This is a genomic window from Actinoalloteichus sp. GBA129-24 (assembly GCF_001941645.1).
Classification (GTDB): Bacteria; Actinomycetota; Actinomycetes; order Mycobacteriales; family Pseudonocardiaceae; genus Actinoalloteichus_A; species Actinoalloteichus_A fjordicus.
On sequence record NZ_CP016077.1, the window covers coordinates 6,257,411 to 6,280,940 of the forward strand.

A 23,530-nucleotide genomic window follows, 5' to 3' on the forward strand; every position below is an offset into this window, starting at 1 on the left:
CGAAGCGATCAATCGGTCACTCCCCCGACGCCAGCTCCAGCGAGAAGGACAGCAGGCTGATCCCCGCCTCGCTGAAGTCCCTGGCGGGCAGCCGGGTGAAACCGGATCGTTGGTAGAGGCGATGGGCAGCCTGCATCCGCTCCTGGCTGCACAGCACGACGCGCGTCATGCCCCGCTGCCGGGCGAGCGAACGGACCTCGGCCATCAGGCGATGACCCACTCCCCTGCCTCGGGCCGCAGGCGCCACCGCGAGCATCCGTACCTCGAGTTCACCGTCGCGGGCAAGTTCGGCATAGGTGCTGCCCGCCGGGCAGACCGTGACGGCGCCGAGCACCGTGCCCAGGTCGTCGACGGCCACGAAGACCTCCGCCTCGCGGTCTCGGGTGGCCACGTCGAGCAGGGTGGCCGCGTAGTCCTCGTCACCCACGAGGAAGCCGTCCGCGCGGTAGGCGGCGACGGTCAACTCGCCGATCGCGGCGTACTCATCGGCGACGGCCCGGCGTAAGACGAGATCCAGGCCTGTCCTGAGCATCATTCCGCGCCTCCGTCTTCGGTCGTGGCCGCAGGCGAGGCATCCTCGGCCGCACCGGAGGGCTGCCCACCGGCCTGAGTATCGGCCGACTCTACTGTCGCGGCGATCTTCGCACCCTTGCCCGCACGTTTCGCGCCTGCCCGCTTCTTCGCCGGGCCCGACGACTCGCCGCCTGCCGCCTCGGCCGCCGCATCCGCCTCGGACTCCTCCTGCGCAGGCCGTTCGGCCAGCGGACCGGCCGCCGCAGGCCCGTCCGTCAACAGCACGCGGAAGCCCGCCTCGTCCAGCACCGGGACGCCGAGCTGCATCGCCTTGTCGTACTTCGAGCCGGGGGCCTCGCCGACGACCACGAAGGCGGTCTTCTTGGAGACCGCGCTGGCGGGCCTGCCGCCGCGCACCATCACGGCCTCCTTCGCCTCGTCACGAGAAAAGCCCTCCAACGAGCCGGTGACCACGATGGACAGGCCCTCCAGCGTGCGGGGGACCGAGTCGTACTGCTCGTCCACCATGCGCACGCCCGCCCGACGCCATTTGTCGACCACCTCGCGGTGCCAGTCGACGGCGAACCACTCGCGCACGGCGGTCGCGATGGTGGGGCCGACGCCGTCGGCCGCCGCCAGCTCGGCCTCGTCGGCGTCGTCGATCCGCTCCAGCGAGCCGAACTCCCTGGCCAGGGCGCGGGCCGCCGTCGGTCCGACGTGGCGGATCGACAGTCCCACCAGCACCCGCCACAGCGGCTGCTCCTTCGCGGCGGCCAGATTGCGGATCAGCTTCCGACCGTTGGCCGACAGCTCGCCCGCCTTGGTGCGGAACAGCTCCGCCTGGTGCAGGGTGTCCTCGGTCAGTTCGAAGACGTCACCCTCGTCGGTGATCACCCGCGAGGTCAGCAGGGCCGAGGCCGCCTCGTAGCCGAGGACCTCGATGTCGAAGGCGCCCCGGCCGGCCAGGTGGAACAACCGCTCCCTGAGCTGCGCGGGGCAGGACCGCGCGTTCGGACAGCGGATGTCGACGTCGCCCTCCTTCTCCCGCCGCAGCTCGGTGCCGCACTCCGGGCAGTGCGTCGGCATCACGAACTCCCGTTCGGAGCCGTCCCTGGCGTCCACCACCGGTCCGAGCACCTCGGGGATGACGTCGCCTGCCTTGCGGATCACCACGCGGTCGCCGATGAGCACTCCCTTGCGCCGGACCTCGTCGCCGTTGTGCAGGGTGGCCATCGCCACGGTGGAACCCGCCACCTTCACCGGCTCCATCACCGCGAACGGCGTTACCCGCCCGGTGCGACCCACGTTGACCTGGATGTCCCGCAGCTCGGTGGTGGCCTCCTCCGGCGGGTACTTGTAGGCGATCGCCCAGCGCGGCGCCCGCGAGGTGGTGCCCAGCCTGCGTTGCAGCGGCACCTCGTCGACCTTGAACACCACGCCGTCGATCTCGTGCTCGGCGTCGTGCCGATGTTCGCCCCAGTAGGCGATGTGCTCTCGAAGCTCCGTCAGCGAGCCGAGGACCTTGGTGTGGCCGGAGACGGGCAGCCCCCACGCGCGCAACGCGGCGTAGGCCTCCGACTGACGCGCCGCCTGGAAGCCGGTCCGCCTGCCCAGCCCGTGGCAGATGAGCCGCAGCGGACGGGTGGCCGTCACCCGAGGGTCCTTCTGTCGCAGCGAGCCCGCCGCCGCATTGCGCGGGTTGGCGAAGGGAGCCCGGCCGGCGGCGACCAGGCCCGCGTTCAGCTCGGTGAACTCCTCCAGCACGAAGAACACCTCGCCGCGCACCTCGACGAGTTCGGGAATCGGGAACTCCTCGGTGCCGTGCAGCCGCTCCGGCACATCGTCCATGGTGCGGATGTTCAGCGTGACGTCTTCACCGGTCCGACCGTCTCCCCTGGTCAGCGCCCTGGTCAGTCGGCCGTTCTCGTACAGCAGGTTGATGGCCAGCCCATCGATCTTGAGTTCGCTGAGGTAGTGGGCCTCGGTGCCGACCTCGCGTTCCACCCGGTCGACCCAGGAGGCCAGCTCCTCGTCCTCGAAGGCGTTGTCGAGGCTGAGCATCCGCTCCAGGTGGTCGACGGCGTTGAACTCGGTGGAGAAGGTGCCGCCCACCCGCTGCGTCGGGGAGTCCGGGGTCGCGAGACCGGGGTACTGCCGTTCCAGCTCGGCAAGCTCGCCGAGGAGGCGGTCGAACTCGCCGTCGGAGATCGTGGGCGCGTCCCGCACGTAGTAGCGGAACTGATGTCCCGTGACCTCCTCGGCGAGTCGGTCGTGTCTCTCCCTCGCCTGCGCGGGCACGTCCTCGACGCTCTGAGCCTGGGTCGAGGCGGCCGTCTCCTCGGCTGATTCGCTGGTCACGGGGGCAGGCTAGTCGCGACCACCGACGCGCGAGGCCGCAGCCCGCCGAGCTCACACCCGGAAGTGTGCAGGCGCGTCCCCGTCCATCCGGCGAAGGCTTTCGTGCGAGCCGGGGAAAGGGCTCGGTGAAGGCACCGAAGGCGCCGAGAAGGCTGACGAGTCGACCCGGACGAAACAGAATGAAAGAGGCGAGGTGGAGCTCGACCCGGCATTCTGATCGAATGGACGGCACATTACTCAACATCCTCCTCATCCTGGTGTTCATCCTCATCGGCGGCTTCTTCGCGGCATCGGAGATCGCACTCGTCTCGCTGCGGGGCAGCCAGGTCCGAGCGATGGCGGGCAAGGGTCGGAGAGGCGAGAAGGTCGCCAAGCTGCACGGCGACTCAAACCGCTTCCTGTCCTCGGTGCAGATCGGCGTCACGATCGCGGGCTTCTTCGCCTCCGCGTTCGGCGGCGCGACGCTGGCCGTCGAGCTCCAGCCCGTCCTGGTGGGCTGGGGCGTGCCGGAGGGGCTGTCCAGCACGTTGTCGCTGGTGTTGATCACCATCGTCATCTCGTACTTCTCCCTGGTCCTCGGCGAGCTCGTGCCTAAACGCCTGGCCCTGCAGAAGTCCGAGGGCGTGTCGCTGTTCGTGGCGCCGGTGCTGGACCGCATCGCCGGAATCACCCGACCGGTGATCTGGCTGCTGTCCCACTCGACGAACCTCGTCGTCCGGCTGTTCGGCCTGGACCCTCGTCAGCAGAACGAGGAGGTCACCGAGGAGGAGCTTCGCGAGATGGTGAGCACGCACCGGCAGCTCAGCGCCGAGGAGCGGCGCGTGCTGGTGGACGTGTTCGAAGCGACCGACCGCACCGTCAACCAGGTCATGGTGCCCAGGACCGAGGTCACCTTCCTCGAAGCCACCGTGCCGCTGATCGAGGCGGCCGGGGAGATCATCGACCAGCCGCATTCCCGGTATCCCGTGATCGGCGAGTCCGCCGACGACGTCCTGGGCTTCGTCCATGTCCGCGACGTCCTCACCGCCGTCCAGCGGGGCGCCGACGGGCTGCGGGTCGGGGACGTCGTCCGGGAGATCGCGCTGCTGCCCGGCAGCAAGGAACTGCTGCCCGCCCTGTCTCAGCTGCGGCGTTCCGGATCGCATCTGGCCGTGGTCGTCGACGAGTACGGCGGCACCGACGGCATCGTCACCCTGGAGGACCTGGTCGAGGAGCTGGTGGGCGAGATCCAGGACGAGTACGACCCCGAGCTGCGGCCAGGAGCGCAGGCCAGGGCCGGGGTGATCGAGGTCGACGGAATGCTGCGTCACGACGAGGTGCTGGAGAGTGCGGGCCTCACGCTGCCGGAGGGGCCCTACTCCACCCTCGCGGGCTTCCTGCTGTTCCGACTCGGTCGGATTCCCGCGCCGGGCGATTCGATGGAGGCGCTGGAACGGCGTTTCGTCGTCACCGAGATGGACGGCAGGCGGATCACCAGAATCCGGATCGAGCCGATTCCCGGCCGCACCGGCGGGCCTGCGGCCGACGGCACCTCGGGCGGGGCGGACCCCACGGGCACCGCGCGCAACCGCCGTCCCGCCGACGACTGACCCACCCCCGACCGCGTCACCGCCTGACCGCGCTGCGCGGGCCGCTGTCGCGACGAGCAGGCGGCCCGCCCCGGGGCGTCCGTCCCTGGCGCGAGCCCGCCTGCACGACGAACGAATCAGGGCGAGTCACGCGATCCGTCTCCGGGCGGCCCGCCCGTGCTCGGTCCAGGACGACACCCGACTCACGGGCGGCCGGCAGGCGAACGACACCGCACTCGGGAACGGAGATTCGCCGGGCAGGCGGACGGACCGGGGCGGTTCAGCTCCTGGGGTCGTCCTTCTCGCTCGTCGCCGAGCCGCCTGCGAGATCCGCCGGACCAGCATCGTCGATGCCGGTCCCGCCGCCCGTCCGCTCGGCCGAGTCCGCACCGCCCGACACCGGGTCACCCGGCGCCAGGCCGTCCAGGACCGGGCCGGCCGTCGACGAGCCGTCGGCGCCCTCGGTCGCCTGCGCGGCAGCGCCGACGTCGCCGGTCCGCTCCCCCGTCGTGGCGTCCGCCGCGTCCGGCGCAGGCTGCGACTCGGGCGAGTCTGCCTGGCCCTCGCCTGCCGCAGGCCCCGCCGCCTCGGCGGACGCCTCCGCCTGAGGTCGCAGGGCCTCGTCCAGCTCCTCGACCAGGGTCCGCAGCTCCAGCAGGCCGATCGCCCCGCTGGGCTCCTGCTCGGCGGTCTCCACCCGGCCGAGTCGATCGCCCGCCAGCCGTTCGCCGAGGGTGGCATCCAGCGGCAAAAACGTCATCGCCGCCTTCGCCGCGTCCGCGAGCTCCGACATCAGCGGATGGAAGACGGCGACGTCCACCAGGCCCGCCTCCTCGTCCACGAGTGCGGCCACCCGGACCTGGGCCAGCGGCAGTCGATGCTCGCCGAGGTTGACCGTGACGCCGTTGGGGTCGGGAACCGGCGGCACCGAGTCGTGGTACTCCCAGATGGTGTCGTCCGAGGGCGCGGCGGCCTTCCACGCGTCGGTGTACGGCCGCAGCGCCGTGTCGCCCTGGGCGCTGATCACCAGCGCGTAGACGGCACGGTGTCCGCGTTCGAGGGAGAAGTGCAGATCGGGGTGCAGCGCGACGACCGACGCGCAGAGCTGGTTCTCGATGCGATCCGGCTCTCCGTCGCCGAGAGCGGCACTGACCTCAGGGAGCAGCAGCTCCCAGCGGGCCCAGAACTCCGCCGCCGCGCGTCCGGCGTCGCCCTCGGCGGGCGGCTCCTGGGCGAGGGGGGCCTCCGACTCGGTTCGCGCCGGCCAGAGCCGACGAAGGAATCTCTTCACAGTGCCCATTGTGCTGTCCGTTCCCGATCGCTCGCGCGATCACCAGTCCTCCGGCGGCTCGACGAACACTCGACCCAAATCCACCAGGGTGTTCATCGCCTTCCGGGTCCATTCCGGGGTCGCCCCGGCGAACCCGCACGACGGTGTCGGCACCGCCTGTGTGGCCAGCAGCGACCGGGGGAAGCCAAGCCGATCCACCAGCTCCAGGGCAGGCCTGGCCGCCTCGCGCAGGGTCGGGGGGCGAGTCGGCTCGGTCCCCGGCACGAGTCCCAGGAGCAGCGTCGCACCGGAGTCCCACAGCTCGCCGATCGTGTCCAGGGCCGTGGTCGACTCCGTCGCAGGCAGCGTGAGGTCGATTCCGAGGGCGTCGGCGCCCGCGCCCCGCAACACGGCCAGCGGTGCGTCCGGCGCGCAGCAGTGCAGCAGGACGGGAGATCCGGTGGCCTTCCGCGCGGCCTCGACCACCCCGGCGAGCACGTTCTGCGCCTCGGGCGCTGCGACGGCGGGCACCATGCTCAGGCCCGACGGTGTCGGCAGCAGCCCGGCGATCACCGCAGGCAGGCTGGGCTCGTCGATCTGGACGACGATCTGCGCCCCGGTGCGGTCGGCCAGCTCACGGACGTGCGCGGCGAGGCCCTCCACCTGCGACTCGACCAGGTCACGCAGCGCGCCTGCGTCGGTGAGAAGGCGATGACCTCGCGGCAGCTCCACGCTCGCGCCGAAGGTCCACGGCCCGGCGAGCTGCACCTTGAGGCGGGCAGGCCGGACACCCGTCTCCTGAAGCACGGCGTCGAGCGCGTCGAGGTCCATGCGCATCAGGTCGTGTGCCCGACGCTGGTCGAGGCCGGGGCGGGCGGCGAGCCGATAACCGGAGGGGACCACCTCGACCGGCATGGCGACCAGCAGCGCCGCCGTCCGGCCCAGCAGGTCGGCGCCGACGCCACGGGCAGGGAGCTCCGGAAGGTACGGCAGGTCCGGAAGCTCGCCGAGCACGATCCGGGCGGCCTCCACGGCGTTCGTCCCCGGCATCGAGCCGATCGCGGTGGCGGTGCCTGCGGGCCACGGTGTCTTGGTCACGATCACTGCCTACCACCTCGGCCGATGTCGCCCTTCGCGGGCCGGCACCCAGCCGGGGAGGCAACCCGACTGGGCCGGTCCGTTCAGCCGACTCCGCCAGGTGGTCTAGACCCATTGACGAAGATCACCAGGCGGCCTAGCGTTCTCGCACCCGGGCGTCCGCGAACCGCCGAACGGATCGCCGACGGCCCGCCCGCCGACGTCCCCGTTGCGGGACGACGAGCGGACGCGGGGCGGCGCCGCGCCGCGTCGTCCCGCGTCCGCCTCCGGCAGTCCTGGCGCGAAACGGAGCAGCGTTCGCATCCCGGGGGTGGCTCGGACACCGGAGCGGCCCAACGACGCGGATGTCTCGACCGCCGAACAGACCCCCGGCGGGCAGCCCCACCGGACAGGCCGCGAGGCGACGCGGTCCGACGCCGACACCGACGTCCGGCGTGGGAGATCCCGAGCGGGCGACCGGCCCGACGGTCACTCTCGTTCACCCTCTCGATTGAGCATCACTCGATTTCCGAGTGTTCTTCCGGTTCGCCTGAGTCGCCGTCGCTGCCGGTGGCCACCGCCGCAGGCCGACTCACTCACGGGGGTGAGCGACGGCCGACGGGGAGCAGGCCGAACCGCCGACGCGAGGGCGCCGGCCGCGTGGGCCGGCCGGACCGGGATGGCACAGTGGTACGGGTGACTCTCAGCGTCTCGCCCACGACCCAGACAGCCGAACTCGCTCGCGAGGCCGTCCGAGAAGCCTCGGACCGAATCCGGCCACACGCGCGCCGCACTCCGATCATGCGGGTCGAACTCGACGGCAGGCCGCTGGTGCTGAAGCTGGAACACCTGCAGAAGACCGGGTCGTTCAAGCTGCGCGGCGCGTTGAACGCCATGCTCAGCGGCGAGCGCCCCGCCAGGGTCGTCACCGCGTCGGGCGGCAATCACGGCCTCGGCGTCGCCATGGCCGCGCGGCTGGCAGAGCTGCCCGCCGACGTCTACGTGCCGGAGACGGTGCCCGCAGGCAAGGCCCGCCGCATCGAGGCGCTGGGCGCCCGACTCGTCCGGCTCGGCCCGTCCTATGCCGATGCCGCCCGCGCCGCCCAGCAGGCCGCTGCCGAGTCCGGCGCGCGGTACGTGCCCGCCTTCGACGACCCGGCCGTGGTCGCGGGGCAGGGCACCGTCGCGCTGGAGATCGTCGAGGACGCGCCGGAGGTGGACGTCATCGCCGTCGCGGCGGGCGGCGGCGGACTCGCGGCGGGGACGGTGTCGGCGGTGGCGCCCGACCGCCGCACAGTGGCGGTGGAACCGGACGGCTGCTGTTCCGTGCATCGCGCGATCGAGGAGGGCAGGCCGGTGGACGCCGAGGTGGACTCGGTGGCCGCCTCCGGCCTCGGCGCCTCTCGGATCGGCGCGGTGCCCTTCGCGGTGCTCAGCGAATTGGGCCGAGCCGGGGCACTGCGCTGCGAGCTGGTCACGGACGAACAGATCCTCGCCGCGCGGGACCGGCTCTGGGAGGAGTTCCGCATCGCCGTGGAGCCTGCCGCCGCCGCGCCCTTCGCCGCCTGGCAGGCGGGGCTGGTGCCCGGTGAGCACCCGGCCGTGGTGCTCTGCGGCGCGAACACCGACTGGTCGCCTGCCTGAGCCCGAGCTGCCCGGCCGGTACTGCCCGGCCCGTGCTGCCTGCCGAGCCGACAGCCCGCGCCCGGCCTCTCGGCGAACGGCCTTCACCGGCTGCCCGCATCGGACGGATTCGGGCCGACCCCCGTCGAGCCGAGCCCCGTCGAGGCGAAGCCGAACCGCAGCACGCCGCCGACCGCCCCCGGGTCAGGCGGTGCGCTTGCGCCCGGTGGTCTTGCGCCGGGGGGACCGTGCCTTGTCGCCCTGCGCGGTCTTGGACTCGGTGTCGGCCGAATCGGCCCTAGCGCCGCTCGCGCTCTTCGACTTCGCCGAACCCGTCTTGGACCGGCCGCCCGACTCGGCCTTCGCCGTCGTCCTCCCACCGCCTGCGGGCTGCTTCGGCGCGGTCGTGCGGCGGCGGGCGGGCTTCTTCTCCGCCGCAGGCTCGTCCCCGGTCTTGGTCTGGGCGATGCTGCGCTCCAGCGCGGTCATCAGGTCGATGACATCGCCGCCCGCAGGCTCCTCCGGCGGCCCGGTCGGGACCTCGACACCCTGCGCGCGGGCCTCGATCAGATCGCCGAGGAGCCGCTGGTAGTCGTCGGAGAACTCCGTCGGATCGAACTCTCCGGTCATGTTCTCGATCAGCGAGGTGGCCATGTCGAGTTCCTGCGGTCGGACGGACACCTCCTGGCCGAGGAACTCGAACTCGGCGGGGCGAATCTCGTCCGGCCAGAGCATGGTGTGCAGGACGATCACGTCGTCCCTGGCCCGCAGCATCGCCAGAGTCTCGCGCTGCCGAAGGGTGATCTTGACGACGGCGAGGCGGCCGACCCGCTCCAGCGCATCCCGGAGCAGCACGTAGGGCCGCACCGAGGGATTCTCGGGTTCCAGCAGGTAGCTGCGCTGGAAGTAGATCGGGTCCACGCTCTCCACCGGGACGAACTCCAGCACCTGGATGGCCCGCTCTGTGGTGATCGGCAGCCGGGCGAAGTCCTCGGGCTCCAGGACGACCAGCCTGCCGTCGTCCATCTCGTAGCCTTTGGCGATCTCATCGAAGGTGACCTCCTCGCCACAGACGGTGCATACCCGCTTGTAGCGAATCCGACCATGATCTTTCCGGTGCAACTGGAAGAAATGGTAATCATGGTCCTCCGTGGCGGCGTAGAGCCGGACAGCCACATTGACCAGCCCGAAGGAGATCGCGCCTCGCCACATCGACCGCATGCCCCCTGGATACTCGCGCCTCGACGAGATCGCATCCGGGGCAGCCCCGTCGAGCTGCGGCGACGCTCGAAGCGAGCGCGTCATCACACCCGTGGGAGTTGCCTGGTCGCACACACTAAGACAGGCTTCAGGAGTGAGTGAGGAAACTATCCACCTCGAACTCGACGAGTCCGGCCTGGCGATCGCACTGCCGAGGCCAGAGCACGAGCGAGACCAGGTTCAAGGAGTGCCCTACCGCCCGGTGGAATTCCGGGACGACGACTTGCCCACCGCCCTGGAGCGAACAGCGGCCTGGTTGCGCCAGGCTCAGGAATGGCTCGGCGAACCGGTGGATGTGATCGCGATTCATCTCGATTATGACGATCGAGACGGCTCGCCGTATTACGACGTGAAACTGCTGTGTAACGACGAGGACCTGGCCGGGGCGCCGCTGGCGATTCGCAGCCACCTCCGGGGCCGGGGAGGCACTGCGGCGTGAGGCCGACCGAACCGCTTAAGTGACCTTGGAATCACATCCGGTCCGGCGACGTGTGGGGGCAGCACATCGTCGCCGGACCGGACTTGTTGTGCGGAGCGCTTCGCCGTGGTCGGCGGCGACGTCGTAGTCCGCACAAGACGTGGCTGACGGTGCCGATCTGACCCGTCAGCGGAGGAGCAATCGGGATTCGCCACAGCGAGACGAGCCGGACGGATCAGACGAAGCCGAGCAGCGTTCCCATCCGGCGAGTGAGCACCGGGGCGTGCCGGTCACCTGGCGCGGGCAGCGCCAACAGCTCGGAGAGCGTGTCCTCCAAGACGCCGGAGGACTGCCAGAGGATGCCGCCCGCCGCGCCGGGACGGTCGACGACCATGCGGATAGCGGTGGTCTCGGTGGAGTCGTACACGTATATCGCATCGATGAACTGACGCCTGCTGCGATAGCCGACCAGACAGGACGGCTCGCCCACGTCATCGACCAGGACGTGGAAGTCCCAGCCCGCGTCCTTGATCTTCGCCAGCGACGACAGCTCGGGATACCGTCGAATCGCCTGAGCTCGGGTGATCGACACTGCCACTCCACCACCTTCCAGCGATGCGGCACTCCGGCCGCGCCCGACCCCGATCGGACCCGGTGGAACCTGAGAGAAGGATGCCACAGAGTGCACACTCTACTCAAACTGTTCACATAGTGCCCGTGGCCAGAAAGGCGATAGGTTGAAAATTGACGAAGCAGGCAGGCTTGCGCGAACTGGGGCGAACCGCGGCCCCGCCCGCCACCGGTCCGCCGAATGCGTAGATAGTGCACAATGAGGCGCCTGATCTCATCAGCGAAGATCATCCGACAGTGAGAGGTCGTGACCGGTGCGCAGGTCGGCCCAGCCCGCCCGATCACCCGAATCGGAGGAGTCCGCCGCGCCGCCGCGCGGGGCCAAGACGCTCGACAGCGGCCTGCGCATTCTCTGGGAACTGCGTGATCACCCCGACGGGCTGATGCACGGCGAGCTGTCCCGACGGCTGGGCATCGAACGCACCGCCGTCTACCGGCTCATCGGCACGCTGCAGTCCAACCGGCTGGTGACCAAGACCGACGAAGGGCGCTACCAGCTCGCCCTCGGCGTCCTGGAACTGGCGTCCTCGGTGCTGCCACAGCTCAGGAGGACCTTCACCCACCAACTGCGGGAGCTGGCCGAGACCTCGCAGGCCACGGCCTTCGTCACCGCTCTGGACGGCCAGAACAGCTGCGTGGTCGTCGCCGTGACCGAACCGTCCAAGACGATCACCCACGTCGCCTACCGGGTCGGCGCACGTCACGAGGCGGAACGGGGCGCCTCCGGCATCGCGATCCTGGCGGGCAGACCGCCGGTGCCCGGTGAGCGCGAGGCCATCACCGAGGCACGGCGGCTGGGCTACTCGGTGACCAGCGGCGAACTCCAGGAGGGCGCCTGGGGCATCGCCGCACCCATTCGTCCGCCGCACGGTCCGGCGGTGGCCAGCGTGGGCGTCGTCGCGATCGGCAGAGGCGACGAGGCGGTCATCGCACCCTCGGTGTTGCGCACCGCCGAGGCGATGAGTGCCAGCGGACAGCTCTGAGCTCGGGGCCGTCCGTCGTCCCGCAGGTTTTCCGCGATGAATTCCGCACCGACGAACGGGTGTCTTGATCGAGGCCGCAGAGCGTCGAGGAGAGACCAGGCCAGCCGGACCGACAAGGGCTGCCGCCAGCACGGAAACCCTCGAACGACCGGCCTGCCGCCGGCCACCCCGCCGATTTACCCCCTGTCGGGGGACCGCCGATCCGGGGGCTGCGGCGGTACGGCGACGGTGATCGCACCGTTGACAGGTCGCCGTCAGACCCCGAAGCTGGTCCGCAACCGGTGATCAACTGCCGGAATGGCGGCGTAGTGCGAGGAGCTGATGTGACGATCCTGCCCCATGACGTACACGGCGACGGCCCGCAGCGCGTGATCGCGCTGCACGGCTGGTTCTCCGATCGCACCGCCTTCCGGTCGATCCGTCCGCTGCTCGACACCACTCGGTTCAGCTACGCCTTCGTCGACGTCCGGGGCTACGGGGAGGCGAGCGAGCTGGCGGGCGAGTACACGATGGCCGAGATCGCCTCCGACGTCCTCGCGCTGGCGGATCACCTCGGCTGGTCGGAGTTCTCCCTCTTAGGACACTCGATGGGGGGCAAGGCCGCCGCCGCCGTGCTGGCCGCCGACGCGAGCCGGGTGACCGGCATCGTCGGGATCTCCCCCGTTCCCGCCTCCGGCGTCCCCTTCGACGATCAGGCCTGGCAGCTCTTCACCGGCGCCGCCGAGAACGCGGACAATCGCCGAGCCATCATCGACTTGACCACCGGCAATCGACACACCGGCGTCTGGCTCGACGCGATGGTGCGTCATTCGCTGGCCGCCTCGTCCGTCTCGGCGTTCGCGAGCTATCTCCTCGACTGGGCACGGCACGACTTCCACGAGACGGTGCTCGGCGACCCGACCCCGATCCTGGTCATCGCGGGCGAGCACGACCCGGCCCTGAGCGCCGACGTGCTCCGGGGGACCTGGCTGGCCTGGCATCCGCACGCGCGGGTCGAGGTCTTCGGCAACGCGGGGCACTACGCCGCCGACGAGACCCCCATCGCCCTGGTGTCGGCCGTCGAGTCCTTCCTGACCCGACAGGAAGCCGACCGACCGATGGCCGCGGGCTGAGCGGCCGCCGCCGACCATGGTGTCGGCGATCCGCCGCCGGTTCGGGCGCTCCGGCCTGCGGCCCGTCGGCGGCGCGTGTCGCTGCACGCGCCGTCGAGGGGCGGGGCTCCTTGCCGACGGCGGCGTGCCGCCGGTCCCGGCCGCACAGCGGTCGTCCCGGTCGGTGGCGGGCCCGTGCGGCACCCGGTCCACGATGGGAGGACCGTCGGGACTACCTCGTCTCGCCCCGCGCCGAGGCGAGCCCGGCCAGGCGCTTCATCGAGGCGGTCACCAGTTCCGGAGCCAGCGCACCGAAGTTGGCCAGCGCCAACAGGTGCGTGACGCCCAGCGCCTCCAGTCGGTCCATGCGATGCGCGACGCGCTCGGCATCGCCGAAGAGCACGAGCTGCGCCGCGTCGAGTTGTGCATAGCTGCGGTGGCTCTTGTGATAGAGGCGAGTGTCGGTGTACTGCGCGAGTGCAGGCCCGACCTCGTCCTCGACGTCCGTCCGCTCCCCGACGTAGGTGTGCAGGGCGACGGCGACATCGCCCTCCCCCGTCGCGCCCGACTCGGCGAAGCCCTTGCGGTAGGCCGTGACGACCTCGCCGAGGTGATCGATGTCCTCGGCGGAGGCATACGGGATCAGCATGATGTTCCGGCCCTGCCTGCCGACGTGGTAGGCGGCCTCCGGCCGGATCACCGCCACCCACACCGGCGGTGACGCGACCGGCGTGACGGCCGCACGAACCCCGGACAGCCGGTGGTACCGGCCGTCGAAGTGCACCGGCTCACCGGTCCACGCCCTGGTCAGGATCTCCAGCGCCTCGTCGAACCGGGTGCGCTTCTCCGCCTGGTCAAGGCCGAAGCCCGCGTACTCGTGCGGGAGGTAGCCGGAGCCGACACCGAGGGCGAGCCGTCCGCCGGAGAGCTGATCCAGCATCGCGTAGTCCTCGGCCAGCACCATCGGCGCGTGGAACGGCAGCACCGCGACCGCGACTCCGAGTCCGATGCGGCTGGTCTGCCGTGCGGCGGCGGCGAGCAGCACCGCAGGCGCAGGCACGATGCCGTACTCGTGAAAGTGATGCTCGGCCACGAAGTAGTTGGCGAAGCCGAGCTCCTCGGCGTAGGAGATCTCGTCCAGGAGCTGGTCGTAGAAGGCTGCGATGCTGCGGTCACGAGCCGGATAGTGGTCGGTGACCGAGAAGATGCTCAGCTTCATTGCTGGGAGTCCTTTCCCGGGATCGGGCGGACCGCTCGTACTGCGGGCCCGCGACGGCAACCTGCGATGATCACGCGGAGTCGTCCCGACGGATCGGCCACGGCGGCCGAGAATCGGTGGCGGCCAGCTCCGCGAGCACCTGACGCTCCACGCCGTCGCGATGTCGTTTGGCGGCGTCGAACTCGTAACCGGGTCCTCGGAACCGCATCTGCGGCTGCCGCTGGTCCACCACCGCGTCCAGCATCAGGCGGACGACGGAGGCGGGAAACGGCGCGGAGGGCAGCTCGGCGGCGAGGAACTCGGCTCTGCCGCTCACCGCGAGGACCAGGTCGTCGGCCAGGATCTGCATCGCGAACCTCGGGTCGTCCCGCAGATTTCGACAATGTCGGCTGCGGTCGTCCAGAGCCGCGACGAGGGTGTGGCTGTCGAGCAGGACGAACCAGGAGATCAGTGCGCTGTGTGGTCTGCCGGTGTCGTCGGTCGTCGCAAGGACGGCGACGGGCCTGCCGTCGACCATCGCCGAGGCGTGTTCGTTCTCCAGACACCCCGCTACCCGCGCCACTCGAACCTCCGTTCATATAGTGCGGAGAGTACGCACTATATGAACCAACATTGCTACTGGGTGGTGTTGGTGTCAAGACGGCTCCCGGACTCGCCGGGGCCGGATTCCGGCCGCCCGGAATCCAGGGCTGCGCGGCGGATCAGCCGCCAGGAGACCACGGCCGCCGTCACCATGATCACCGCTCCGATGACGCTGGTGAGTCGCATGCCGTCCACGAAGGCCCCGGCCGCCGCCTGGGCCAGCGCGACGCCTGCGGGCCCGGCGAGTTCGGCGGCCAGGCCCATGGCGGTGCCCAGGGTCTCGGCGGCCGAGGACAGCTGTTCGGCATCGACGCCGGGTACCTCGGTGAGTCCGTTCCGGTAGACCGCGGCAAGCACGCTGCCGAGCACGGCGATGCCCAGCGCCGCGCCCAGTTCGTACGCCGTCTCCGAGACCGCCGAGGCCGCGCCTGCCCGCCGTGCGGGCACAGAGGCCAGGATCGCGTCGTTGGTGAGCAGCTCCGCGACACCGACCCCGAGGCCGATCAGACCGAAGGCGACCGTGGCGACGACCAGTCCCGTGTCGACGGACACGCCTGCGAGCAGCAGGGTGCCCAGACCGGACACGGCGAGCGCCACCCCGAGCAGCGAGGCCATCGCGAAGCGCCGCACCAGTCGAGTGGCCAGCAGCGAGCCGACCACCGCCGCGGTGAGGCCGGGCAGGAGCAGCAGGCCCGCGTGCATCGGCCGCAGACCGAGGACGAGCTGGAGGTACTGCGTCAGGAGGAACAGACAGCCGACCAGGACGAAGACCGAGAGCAGGTTCGTCAGCACGGCGATGGAGAACGTGCGGTCGGTGAAGAGCGAGACGTCCAGCATCGGCGTGTCGAGCCGTCGCTGCCTGCGCACGAAGACGATCGCGAAACCGATGCCCAGCACGAAGGCGAACGTGGCGATGGGCGAGATCCCGGACTCGACCGACTTCTTGAGCCCGTAGACGGCGGGCAGCAGCGCGAGCAGGGAGTAGAGCGCACTGAGCGGGTCGAACCGGCCGGGTGCGGGGTCGCGGGACTCGGGAATCAGCCAGGGACCGATCGCGAGCAGCACGGCCATCGTCGGCAGGTTCAGCAGGAACACCGAACCCCACCAGAAGTGCTCCAGCAGCCAGCCGCCCAGGATCGGCCCGAGCGCCGCCCCACCGGAGAAGGCTGCCGACCACACCGCGATGGCGACCCGGCGCCGCCGCCGGTCGACGAAGATGTTGCGGATCAGCGAGAGGGTCGCGGGCATGAGGGTGGCCCCGGCGAAACCCATCGCCGCCCGTGCGGCGATGAGCACCTCCGCGCTCTGGGCATAGGCCGCCGCCAGTGAGGCGAGGCCGAACCCGGCCGAGCCGATCAGCAGCAGGCGGCGCCTGCCGAGCCGATCGCCGAGCACGCCCATCGTGACCAGCAGTCCGGCCAGCACGAACGAGTAGACGTCCACGATCCAGAGCAGCTGCGATGCGCTGGGACGCAGGTCCTCGCTCAGCGTGGGGACCGCAAAGCCGAGCACCGTGTTGTCGATCGAGACCAGCAGGACCGGGAGGGTCAGCACGGCGAGCGCGGCCCAGGCCCGGCCGCCGGGCAGGCCCGCCGGACTCGCAGGCGAGGTGGATGAGCTACTCATGCCGACAACTGTACCGTCCGGACGGTACACAGGTCCGCGTCCTCTACAGTTCACCCGGTGAGCAGCCGAACCCGCGACCGGATACTCGACGCGTTGCAGGACCTTCTCCTGAATCACGGCCTGTCCGCGGTGACCCTGGACGCGGTGGCCGCCGCCGCCGAGGTCTCCAAGGGCGGGCTGCTCTATCACTTTCACTCGAAGAACGATCTGCTGACCGGACTCGTCCACCGGCTCGCCGACGAGGGAACGGCGGAGTTGACGCAGGCCAGAGCGATGGACGGCCTAGACGCCGTCCGTTTCTTCCTGGAGACCTCGGTGCCCGTCGATCAGCAGGAGGCGAGCCTCTACTGGTCGGTGATCGCAAACCTGCGCAGCTCGGAGATCGGCAGGGAGGCCGCCGAGATCCTCCGCGCGGTGTTCGGGAACTGGGCCGACCTCCTCGTCGAGCGGATCGGCGACCCGGTGATCGCCGAGACGATCCGACTGGTCGGCGACGGCCTGTACCTGAGCGCCCTGGTGGGGCTGCCCGAGCCCGATCCGCAGATCCTGCGGCGCGTCTTCGAGCGACTGCTCCACGATGCCGAGACCGCCGCCGAGGCCGCGTCCGACAACGACTGAACACCGGGCATCACGAAAACGGACCCCTCATCAGGGTGGTCATGCACAATGCCGAGGTGGTCACCAGGAGAGCGTCAACGAGAACGAACAGGACACCTCTGGCAGCGGCAGGCCTGCTCGTCGTCGGCGTGCTCGCGCTGGCGGGCTGCACCACTGCGGAGTCAGGCCAGGCCAGCCCGGTCGCGAACTCGGCGCCGCCACCGCCCGAGGTGGGCAGCCTTCTAGAGCCCTCGGAGGAGCAGGCAGACTCGACGGACTCCGCAGACCCCTCCGCCGAGGCCGACGAGGAGTCCACCGACCCGCCCGCCGACCTCGAGCCGAACCCGAACCTCGAACGCACCGCGAGCTGCGACTTCGTCAGCGACGAGCTCATCCAGGAGCTGGGCATGTCCGGGCAGGCGAGCTATCGAGACGGGAAGGAAGGCCGAGGCGACTGCATCCTCATCGACATGGCCTCGGACTTCGAGAACGGCATCGCCGTCTCCGTCGATCCCTATCGCGGCATCGACGAGTGGACGCTGGACGGGCTCATCGAGGCCTCCTCCACCGAGATCGAGGGCAGGTCCGCCCGGCTGGCCCGTACCTCGGAGTCAATGTGTGCCATGGACATCGTGGTGACCGAGGACTCCAGCATTCGCGTCCTCGTCATGCACGGCGACGTCGACCGGGCGTGCGAGCTGGTGCCGACGGCGGCGGGTCATGTGGTGCGTGCCGTGCCCGCCGAGGCGTTCGGCTGAGCCGGGGGGCGGACCGCGAGGTCGGTGCGGGCGGCCCCCGCCCGACATCGGCCATCCCGGTCGGCCCGGCCGCGCCGGTCCCGCGCTCGGCGCCGCGCGGTCGGGGCGGGCGTCCCCGAGAGTCCCGCGCCGGCGCCCGCGTCCCGTGCCGATGACGACCAGCGACCGATCAGGCCGCCATCCCCAGCTCGCGAGCGATCAGCATCCGCTGCACCTCGGAGGTGCCCTCGCCGATCTCCAGGATCTTCGCGTCCCGGTAGAACCGACCGACCGGCGTCTCGTTCATGAAGCCGTACCCCCCGAAGATCTGGGTCGCCTCCCTGGCGTTGTCCATCGCCGCGTTGGAGCTGACCAGCTTCGCGACGGCCGCCTCCTTCTTGAACGGCTCGCCACGCAGCATCCGCGATGCCGCGTGGTAATACGCCAGCCGCGCGGTGTGCGCCCGGACCTCCATGTCGGCGATCTTGAACTGGATCGCCTGGTAGGAGCCGATGGTCCTGCCGAAGGCCTCCCGCTCGGCCGCGTACCGCAGGCTCTCGTCCACACAGCCCTGGGCGAGTCCGACCCCGAGCGCGGCGATGGCGATCCGCCCCTCGTCCAGAATGCGCAGGAACTGCGCATAGCCCCGACCCCGCTCGCCGACGAGGTTCTCGGCGGGGACTCGGACGTCGGTGAAGGACAGCTCGTGAGTGTCCGAGGCGTTCCACCCCACCTTCGAGTACTTGCCAGCGACCGTGAAGCCGGGCGTCCCCGAGGGCACCGCGATCGCGGAGATCTCCTTGCGCCCGTCCTCTCGCCTGCCGGTGACCGCGGTGACGGTGACCAGGGAGGTGATGTCGGTGCCGGAGTTGGTGATGAAGGACTTGCTCCCGTTGATCACCCACTCCTCGCCGTCGAGCCGGGCGGTGGTCCTGGTCGCCCCCGCATCGGACCCGCCGTCGGCCTCGGTGAGTCCGAAGGCGGCCAGCCTGCGACCCGCGCACAGCTCGGGCAGCCAGCGCCTGCGCTGCTCCTCGGAGCCGAAGCGGTAGATCGGCATCGCCCCGAGCGACACCCCGGCCTCCAGGGTGATCGCCACCGAGGAGTCCACCCTGGCCAGCTCCTCCAAGGCCAGGCAGAGCGCGAAGTAGTCACCGCCCATCCCGCCGTAGGCCTCCGGGAACGGCAGGCCGAACAGGCCCATGTCCGCCATGCCCGCCACGATCGGGTAGGGGAACTCCTCTCGCTCGTAGTAGCCGCCGATCACCGGCGCCACCTCCGCGCGGGCGAACTCGGCCACCGTGGACCGCAGTGCCACGTACTCCTCGTCGAGCCGGTGATCGAGCATCGGGTCACTCCTTCTCATGCGGATTCCCGGCCGGGCTCGGCCGGGGTCACGACGGCGAGCGCCTCGTCGACGGCGACCTGCACTCCGGGACGGACCCGCAGGTCGTGGACCCGCCCCTCGACCGGGGCGACGACGGTGTGCTCCATCTTCATGGCCTCCACGATCAGCAGCGGCTGACCGATCCGGACCTCCTCGCCCTCGGCGACGGCGACCGACAGCACCGTGCCCGGCATGGGGCTGCGCACGACCGGATCGCCTGCCGCCGAGGAGCCCGCCGACGACAGCGCCAGCGGCGTGCGCTCGATCAGCGCCCAGGCCCGGCCATCGCGCCCCAGCCAGCAGGTCTGCCCGCTGCGCGCCCGCCGGTATCGCAGGATGCGACCGTCGTACTCGACGACCAGCTCCTCGCCGTCCAGCCGCGCGGCGGCAGGCCGCTCCGGGACGTTCGAGCGCTCGGCGTCCCGACGGTTCGAGCCGCCGAAGCCCTCGGCCTCGCCGGAGCCCACCCGGACGCGGGCGGCGGCGGCAGGGCCGCGCACCGTCACCTCGACCTCCTCGCCGCCGACCGGACCGATACACCAGCGCCGTGCCACGTGCTCCCCGGTCCGCCAGCCGTCCGGGATCTCCCAGGGATCGACGATCCCGCCTGCGGGCTCCGCCGCGAGCTGCCGTTCCAGCGCGGCCGCCACCAGCACCTCGTCCGGCGGACGACGCTCGACCAGCTCGGGGGCGACCCGCTCCACCAGCCCCGTGTCCAGCACGCCCTCCCGCACCTCGGGCCTGCCCAGCAGAGCCCGCAGGAAGGCCACGTTGGTGGTGACCCCGAGGACGCCGGTCCGGCCGAGCGCGCCGTCGAGCCTGCGCAGGGCCGTGGCACGGTCCGGTCCCCAGGCGATCACCTTCGCGAGCATCGGGTCGTAGTCCCCGCCGACCTCGACGCCGGACCGCAACCCGGAGTCCACCCGCACGCCTGCCCCGCTCGGCTCGACGAGATCGAGCACCCGTCCGCCGGTCGGGAGGAACCCCCGGTCCGGGTCCTCGGCGTAGATCCGGGCCTCCACCGAGTGACCGCCGGGGCCGCCCGTCGCCAGATCGGGATCGATTCGCTCGCCCGCCGCCACCCTGAGCTGCCACTCGACCAGGTCCACGCCGGTGACCGCCTCGGTGACCGGATGCTCCACCTGAAGCCGGGTGTTCATCTCCAGGAAGCTGCGACCGCGCCCCTCGACGTCGGTGATGAACTCCACCGTGCCTGCGCCCACGTAGTCGCAGGCCTCGGCGACGGCGACCGCATCGGCCAGGAACTCCCGGCGACCGGCCTCGTCGAGCAGCGCCGACGGCGCCTCCTCGATGATCTTCTGATGCCTGCGCTGGAGGCTGCACTCCCGCTCGCCCAGCGCCAGCACGGTGCCGTGCCGGTCGGCGAGCACCTGAACCTCGAGGTGTCTCGGGCGCTCGATATAGCGCTCCACGAGCAGCGTGTCGTCGCCGAAGGCCGCCGCGGCCTCCCGCCGCGCACCCCGGACGGCCTCCCGCAGCCCGGCAGCCGCGACGACCAGTCGCATCCCCTTGCCGCCGCCGCCCGCCGACGGCTTGAGCAGGACAGGAAAGCCCAGCTCGTGGACGGCATCGATCAGGTCGTCGTCGGACAGGCCCGCCTCGGTGCGACCGGCCACCACCGGCACCCCGGCCGAGGCGACGGCCTGCTTGGCCCGGATCTTGTCGCCCATCAGCTCGATCACCTCGGGCGACGGCCCGATGAAGACCAGACCCGCCGCAGCGCAGGCCCGCGCGAAGTCGGCGTTCTCGGCGAGGAAGCCGTAACCGGGATGCACGGCCTGTGCGCCGGCGCGAACGGCCGCCTCCACGACCGCCTCGATGTGGAGATAGCTCTCCGCTGCGGAGGCGGGCCCCAGCCGCAGCGCGAGATCCACCGCGCCGACGTGCCGTGCCTGCACGTCGGCATCGCTGTAGACGCCGATCGAGAAGATGCCCAGCTCGGTGAGCGTGCGGGCCACCCGCACGGCGATCTCACCCCGGTTGGCGATCAGCACGGACTCGAACACGTGGGTCTCCTCCTGTCCTGGGCGGCCGGTTCCCGGCGGTCACGGCCGAGGCCGCCTGCATGGTGGTCGGCCGCCGCCTGCAGCGGCGGTCACACCGTCGCCGCCCGCAGGCAGACTCGCCCGCAGGCACCGGTTCCGTCACATCCGGAAGACGCCGTAGTTCACCGGCTCCAGCGGGGCATTCGCCGCCGCGGAGACGGCCAGGCCGAGCACGGTGCGCGTGTCGGCCGGGTCGATCACGCCGTCGTCCCACAACCGGGCGGTCGCGTAGTAGGGATCGCCCTGTTCCTCGTACTGCGAGCGGATCGGAGCCTTGAAGGACTCCTCGTCCTCGGCCGACCAGTCCTCGCCTCGGGCCGCCAGCTGGTCTCGGCGGACGGTGGCCAGGACCGAGGCCGCCTGCTCGCCGCCCATCACCGAGATCCGGGCGTTGGGCCACATCCACAGGAATCGGGGCGAGAAGGCTCGACCGCACATGCTGTAGTTGCCCGCGCCGAACGAGCCGCCGATGACGACCGTGAACTTGGGGACCCGCGCGCACGCGACGGCGGTGACCATCTTCGCGCCGTGCTTGGCGATGCCGCCCGCCTCGTACTCCCTGCCGACCATGAAACCGCTGATGTTCTGGAGGAAGACCAGCGGCACGGACCGTCGATCGCACAGCTCGATGAAGTGCGCGCCCTTCAAGGCCGACTCGCCGAAGAGGATGCCGTTGTTGGCCACCACCCCGACCGGATGGCCGTGGATGCGGGCGAACCCCGTCACCAGCGTCGGCCCGTAGTCGCGCTTGAACTCGGCGAACCGGCTGCCGTCCACGATCCTGGCGATCACCTCGCGGACGTCGTAGGGCGTCCGCGAGTCGACGGGCACCGCCCCGTACAGCTCCGCGGGGTCGACGGCAGGCTCCTCGACGGCCGTCGTCTCCCAGGGACGGGGCGTCCTCGGCCCGAGGGTGGACACGATCGAGCGCAGGATGCGCAGCGCGTGGGCGTCGTCCTCGGCGAGGTGATCGGTGACCCCGGAGACCCGAGAGTGGAGGTCGCCGCCGCCCAGCTCCTCCGAAGTGACCACCTCGCCGGTGGCGGCCTTCACCAGCGGCGGTCCGCCGAGGAAGATGGTGCCCTGGCCTCGGACGATCACGTTCTCATCGCTCATCGCGGGCACGTAGGCGCCGCCCGCCGTGCAGGAGCCCAGCACGGCGGAGAGCTGCGGAATGCCCTGGGCGGACATCGTCGCCTGGTTGTAGAAGATGCGGCCGAAGTGCTCCCGGTCCGGGAAGACCTCGTCCTGTCTCGGCAGAAAGGCACCGCCGGAGTCGACCAGATACACGCAGGGCAGGCGGTTGTGCAGCGCCACCTCCTGCGCGCGCAGGTGCTTCTTGACCGTCATCGGGTAGTAGGTGCCGCCCTTGACCGTGGCGTCGTTGGCGACCACCACGCATTCCCGGCCCTCGATCCGGCCGACGCCCGCGATGAGGCCGGCGCCGGGGGCGTCGTCCTGATACAGGCCCGTCGCGGCCAGCGGCGAGAGCTCCAGGAAGCGGGAGCCGGGGTCGAGCAGCGTGTCGACCCGCTCGCGCGGCAGCAGCTTGCCGCGTTCGAGATGCCGGGCCCTCGCACGTTCCGGACCGCCCTTCGCCGCTGCGGCCAGCCGACGACTCAGGTCGTCGACCAGCGTCGTGTGCGCTGCGACGTTGCGGTGAAACGCGGCAGCGGTCGGATCGCAGGCGCTGGACAACACCGGTGCGTCCACTCGTTCGCCTCCTCGCATCGGCCCGCAGCGAGCCGAGACGCCGACGGGATGTTAATCATCACTAACCTCCGCCGGATGTTAACGGCCGCTAACTCCCCCCGTCTACTCTGACCCGATGCGGCAGACCCCGGCGGAGGAGCACCCGGCGACGCGACGACGCACCTCGGCTCGGCGTCAGGAGATTCTCGACGCCGCAGCCGAGCTTTTCGCCGCTCGCGGCTACCACGGCGTGTCCATCGAGGATCTCGGGCGCGCGGTCGGGGTCTCCGGTCCGGCGCTCTACCGGCACTTCCGCAACAAGGAGGCGGTGCTCGGCGAGATGCTGCTGGCGGTCAGCGAACGACTGCTGACCGAGGGCGGCGCCCGCGCTGCCCAGGCCGACGGACCGCGCGCGGCCCTAGACGCCCTCATCGCCTGGCACGTCGACTTCGCCCTCGCCCAGCCCGCGCTGATCACCGTCCACGACCGCGAACTCGACAACGTCCCGGAGGCCGAACGCAGGCGGGTGCGCAGGCTGCAACGCCGCTACGTCGAGGAATGGGTCACCGTACTGGCCCGGCTGTCGCCACGGACGGGGCGGGACCGGCTGCTGGCAGCCACTCATGCGACGTTCGGGCTGCTCAACTCGACGCCGCACAGCGCGACGGGCGTCGATCTGCCCACCATGCGCGCCCTGCTCGCCGCGATGGCCCTGGCGGCGCTGGACGCGGCCTGCGCCCCGGCCGGGTGAGCGCCGGTCAGGCGCGGGCTGCCGGGACGTCGGGCGGACGATTCGACACACCTCGACGGGTACTGCGTCGACGCCCGCCGAG

19 protein-coding genes and 1 pseudogene are annotated in these 23,530 nt (G+C 71.0%); 8 read left to right on the forward strand and 12 right to left on the reverse strand.

Features of this window, described 5'->3' with window-relative positions:
• Positions 1 to 16 precede the first annotated feature (16 nt).
• The gene (locus UA75_RS26855) at positions 17 to 535 is read right to left on the reverse strand and encodes a GNAT family N-acetyltransferase (RefSeq protein ID WP_232237467.1); all 519 of its coding nucleotides are present in this window, start codon (positions 533 to 535) and stop codon (positions 17 to 19) included.
• On the reverse strand, positions 532 to 2,871 hold the full coding sequence (gene ligA, locus UA75_RS26860) for an NAD-dependent DNA ligase LigA (RefSeq protein ID WP_083683654.1): 2,340 nt from the start codon (positions 2,869 to 2,871) through the stop codon (positions 532 to 534). Before ligA ends, UA75_RS26855 begins: the two co-directional genes overlap by 4 nt.
• Positions 2,872 to 3,092: 221 nt before the next feature.
• On the opposite strand from ligA, the gene UA75_RS26865 reads away from it, so the two are divergent.
• Positions 3,093 to 4,460 carry a hemolysin family protein gene (locus UA75_RS26865; protein ID WP_075742619.1) on the forward strand — a complete coding sequence of 456 codons (1,368 nt, stop codon included), beginning with the start codon at positions 3,093 to 3,095 and terminating at the stop codon, positions 4,458 to 4,460.
• A 598-nt stretch (positions 4,461 to 5,058) separates the two neighbouring features.
• Here the strand turns inward: UA75_RS26865 and UA75_RS26870 are convergent.
• Positions 5,059 to 5,739: pseudogene (locus UA75_RS26870) on the reverse strand (hypothetical protein); the annotation flags it as partial.
• A gap of 30 nt (positions 5,740 to 5,769) precedes the next feature.
• Complete coding sequence (locus UA75_RS26875) at positions 5,770 to 6,807, reverse strand: methionine synthase (protein ID WP_075744255.1); 1,038 nt, start codon at positions 6,805 to 6,807, stop codon at positions 5,770 to 5,772.
• Positions 6,808 to 7,482: 675 nt separating this feature from the next.
• On the opposite strand from UA75_RS26875, the gene UA75_RS35240 reads away from it, so the two are divergent.
• Entirely contained in the window at positions 7,483 to 8,430 is a 948-nt protein-coding gene (locus UA75_RS35240; protein WP_075744256.1) for a serine/threonine dehydratase, read from the forward strand.
• Positions 8,431 to 8,613: 183 nt separating this feature from the next.
• Here the strand turns inward: UA75_RS35240 and UA75_RS26885 are convergent, their stop codons facing one another.
• The gene (locus UA75_RS26885; protein ID WP_075742620.1) at positions 8,614 to 9,630 is read right to left on the reverse strand and encodes a Ku protein; all 1,017 of its coding nucleotides are present in this window, start codon (positions 9,628 to 9,630) and stop codon (positions 8,614 to 8,616) included.
• A gap of 133 nt (positions 9,631 to 9,763) precedes the next feature.
• On the opposite strand from UA75_RS26885, the gene UA75_RS26890 reads away from it, so the two are divergent.
• Complete coding sequence (locus UA75_RS26890) at positions 9,764 to 10,108, forward strand: hypothetical protein (RefSeq protein ID WP_075742621.1); 345 nt, start codon at positions 9,764 to 9,766, stop codon at positions 10,106 to 10,108.
• Positions 10,109 to 10,322: 214 nt separating this feature from the next.
• Here UA75_RS26890 and UA75_RS26895 read toward each other — a convergent pair whose 3' ends face one another.
• A complete protein-coding gene (locus tag UA75_RS26895; RefSeq protein ID WP_157434458.1) occupies positions 10,323 to 10,685 on the reverse strand; it encodes a hypothetical protein in 363 nt (120 codons plus the stop codon).
• A 286-nt stretch (positions 10,686 to 10,971) separates the two neighbouring features.
• Between UA75_RS26895 and UA75_RS26900 the strand changes: the two genes are divergently transcribed.
• Together UA75_RS26900 and UA75_RS26905 are read left to right on the forward strand one after the other, a co-directional pair.
• The gene (locus UA75_RS26900; protein WP_083683659.1) at positions 10,972 to 11,700 is read left to right on the forward strand and encodes an IclR family transcriptional regulator; all 729 of its coding nucleotides are present in this window, start codon (positions 10,972 to 10,974) and stop codon (positions 11,698 to 11,700) included.
• A 323-nt stretch (positions 11,701 to 12,023) separates the two neighbouring features.
• On the forward strand, positions 12,024 to 12,812 hold the full coding sequence (locus tag UA75_RS26905; protein WP_083683660.1) for an alpha/beta fold hydrolase: 789 nt from the start codon (positions 12,024 to 12,026) through the stop codon (positions 12,810 to 12,812).
• A 211-nt stretch (positions 12,813 to 13,023) separates the two neighbouring features.
• On the opposite strand, the gene UA75_RS26910 is transcribed toward UA75_RS26905, so the two are convergent.
• The 3 genes from UA75_RS26910 to UA75_RS26920 all read right to left on the reverse strand — a co-directional run bounded on the left by UA75_RS26910 (position 13,024) and on the right by UA75_RS26920 (position 16,218).
• Complete coding sequence (locus tag UA75_RS26910) at positions 13,024 to 14,010, reverse strand: LLM class flavin-dependent oxidoreductase (RefSeq protein ID WP_075742622.1); 987 nt, start codon at positions 14,008 to 14,010, stop codon at positions 13,024 to 13,026.
• A 70-nt stretch (positions 14,011 to 14,080) separates the two neighbouring features.
• Positions 14,081 to 14,572, reverse strand: a complete 492-nt coding sequence (locus tag UA75_RS26915; protein WP_157434459.1) for a pyridoxamine 5'-phosphate oxidase family protein — start codon at positions 14,570 to 14,572, stop codon at positions 14,081 to 14,083.
• 53 nt (positions 14,573 to 14,625) lie between these two features.
• Positions 14,626 to 16,218 carry an MFS transporter gene (locus UA75_RS26920; protein ID WP_075742624.1) on the reverse strand — a complete coding sequence of 531 codons (1,593 nt, stop codon included), beginning with the start codon at positions 16,216 to 16,218 and terminating at the stop codon, positions 14,626 to 14,628.
• Positions 16,219 to 16,275: 57 nt separating this feature from the next.
• Here UA75_RS26920 and UA75_RS26925 point away from each other — a divergent pair, with 57 nt between their 5' ends.
• Together UA75_RS26925 and UA75_RS26930 are read left to right on the forward strand one after the other, a co-directional pair.
• Positions 16,276 to 16,836, forward strand: coding sequence for a TetR/AcrR family transcriptional regulator (locus UA75_RS26925; protein WP_075742625.1), 561 nt, complete (start codon positions 16,276 to 16,278; stop codon positions 16,834 to 16,836).
• Between the two features lie 56 nt (positions 16,837 to 16,892).
• Positions 16,893 to 17,573: a DUF3558 family protein gene (locus UA75_RS26930; RefSeq protein ID WP_198042860.1), complete on the forward strand. Its 681-nt coding sequence runs from the start codon at positions 16,893 to 16,895 to the stop codon at positions 17,571 to 17,573.
• 169 nt (positions 17,574 to 17,742) lie between these two features.
• On the opposite strand, the gene UA75_RS26935 is transcribed toward UA75_RS26930, so the two are convergent.
• From UA75_RS26935 to UA75_RS26945, 3 genes are all read right to left on the reverse strand, one after another.
• The gene (locus UA75_RS26935) at positions 17,743 to 18,900 is read right to left on the reverse strand and encodes an acyl-CoA dehydrogenase family protein (protein ID WP_075742627.1); all 1,158 of its coding nucleotides are present in this window, start codon (positions 18,898 to 18,900) and stop codon (positions 17,743 to 17,745) included.
• Positions 18,901 to 18,914: 14 nt separating this feature from the next.
• Complete coding sequence (locus UA75_RS26940; RefSeq protein ID WP_075742628.1) at positions 18,915 to 20,966, reverse strand: biotin carboxylase N-terminal domain-containing protein; 2,052 nt, start codon at positions 20,964 to 20,966, stop codon at positions 18,915 to 18,917.
• 138 nt (positions 20,967 to 21,104) lie between these two features.
• Positions 21,105 to 22,718 carry a carboxyl transferase domain-containing protein gene (locus UA75_RS26945; protein ID WP_075742629.1) on the reverse strand — a complete coding sequence of 538 codons (1,614 nt, stop codon included), beginning with the start codon at positions 22,716 to 22,718 and terminating at the stop codon, positions 21,105 to 21,107.
• Positions 22,719 to 22,833: 115 nt separating this feature from the next.
• Here UA75_RS26945 and UA75_RS26950 point away from each other — a divergent pair, with 115 nt between their 5' ends.
• A complete protein-coding gene (locus tag UA75_RS26950; RefSeq protein ID WP_075742630.1) occupies positions 22,834 to 23,448 on the forward strand; it encodes a TetR/AcrR family transcriptional regulator in 615 nt (204 codons plus the stop codon).
• Positions 23,449 to 23,530 lie beyond the last annotated feature (82 nt).

Excerpts from the sequence above, each read along its gene's own strand:
- UA75_RS26865 (WP_075742619.1), top strand. The coding sequence starts at position 3,093 with ATGGACGGCACATTACTCAACATCCTCCTCATCCTGGTGTTCATCCTC.
- UA75_RS26910 (WP_075742622.1), bottom strand. The coding sequence starts at position 14,010 with ATGAAGCTGAGCATCTTCTCGGTCACCGACCACTATCCGGCTCGTGAC.
- UA75_RS26950 (WP_075742630.1), top strand. The coding sequence starts at position 22,834 with ATGCGGCAGACCCCGGCGGAGGAGCACCCGGCGACGCGACGACGCACC.
- UA75_RS26920 (WP_075742624.1), bottom strand. The coding sequence starts at position 16,218 with ATGAGTAGCTCATCCACCTCGCCTGCGAGTCCGGCGGGCCTGCCCGGC.
- UA75_RS26935 (WP_075742627.1), bottom strand. The coding sequence starts at position 18,900 with ATGCTCGATCACCGGCTCGACGAGGAGTACGTGGCACTGCGGTCCACG.
- UA75_RS26885 (WP_075742620.1), bottom strand. The coding sequence starts at position 9,630 with ATGCGGTCGATGTGGCGAGGCGCGATCTCCTTCGGGCTGGTCAATGTG.
- UA75_RS26855 (WP_232237467.1), bottom strand. The coding sequence starts at position 535 with ATGATGCTCAGGACAGGCCTGGATCTCGTCTTACGCCGGGCCGTCGCC.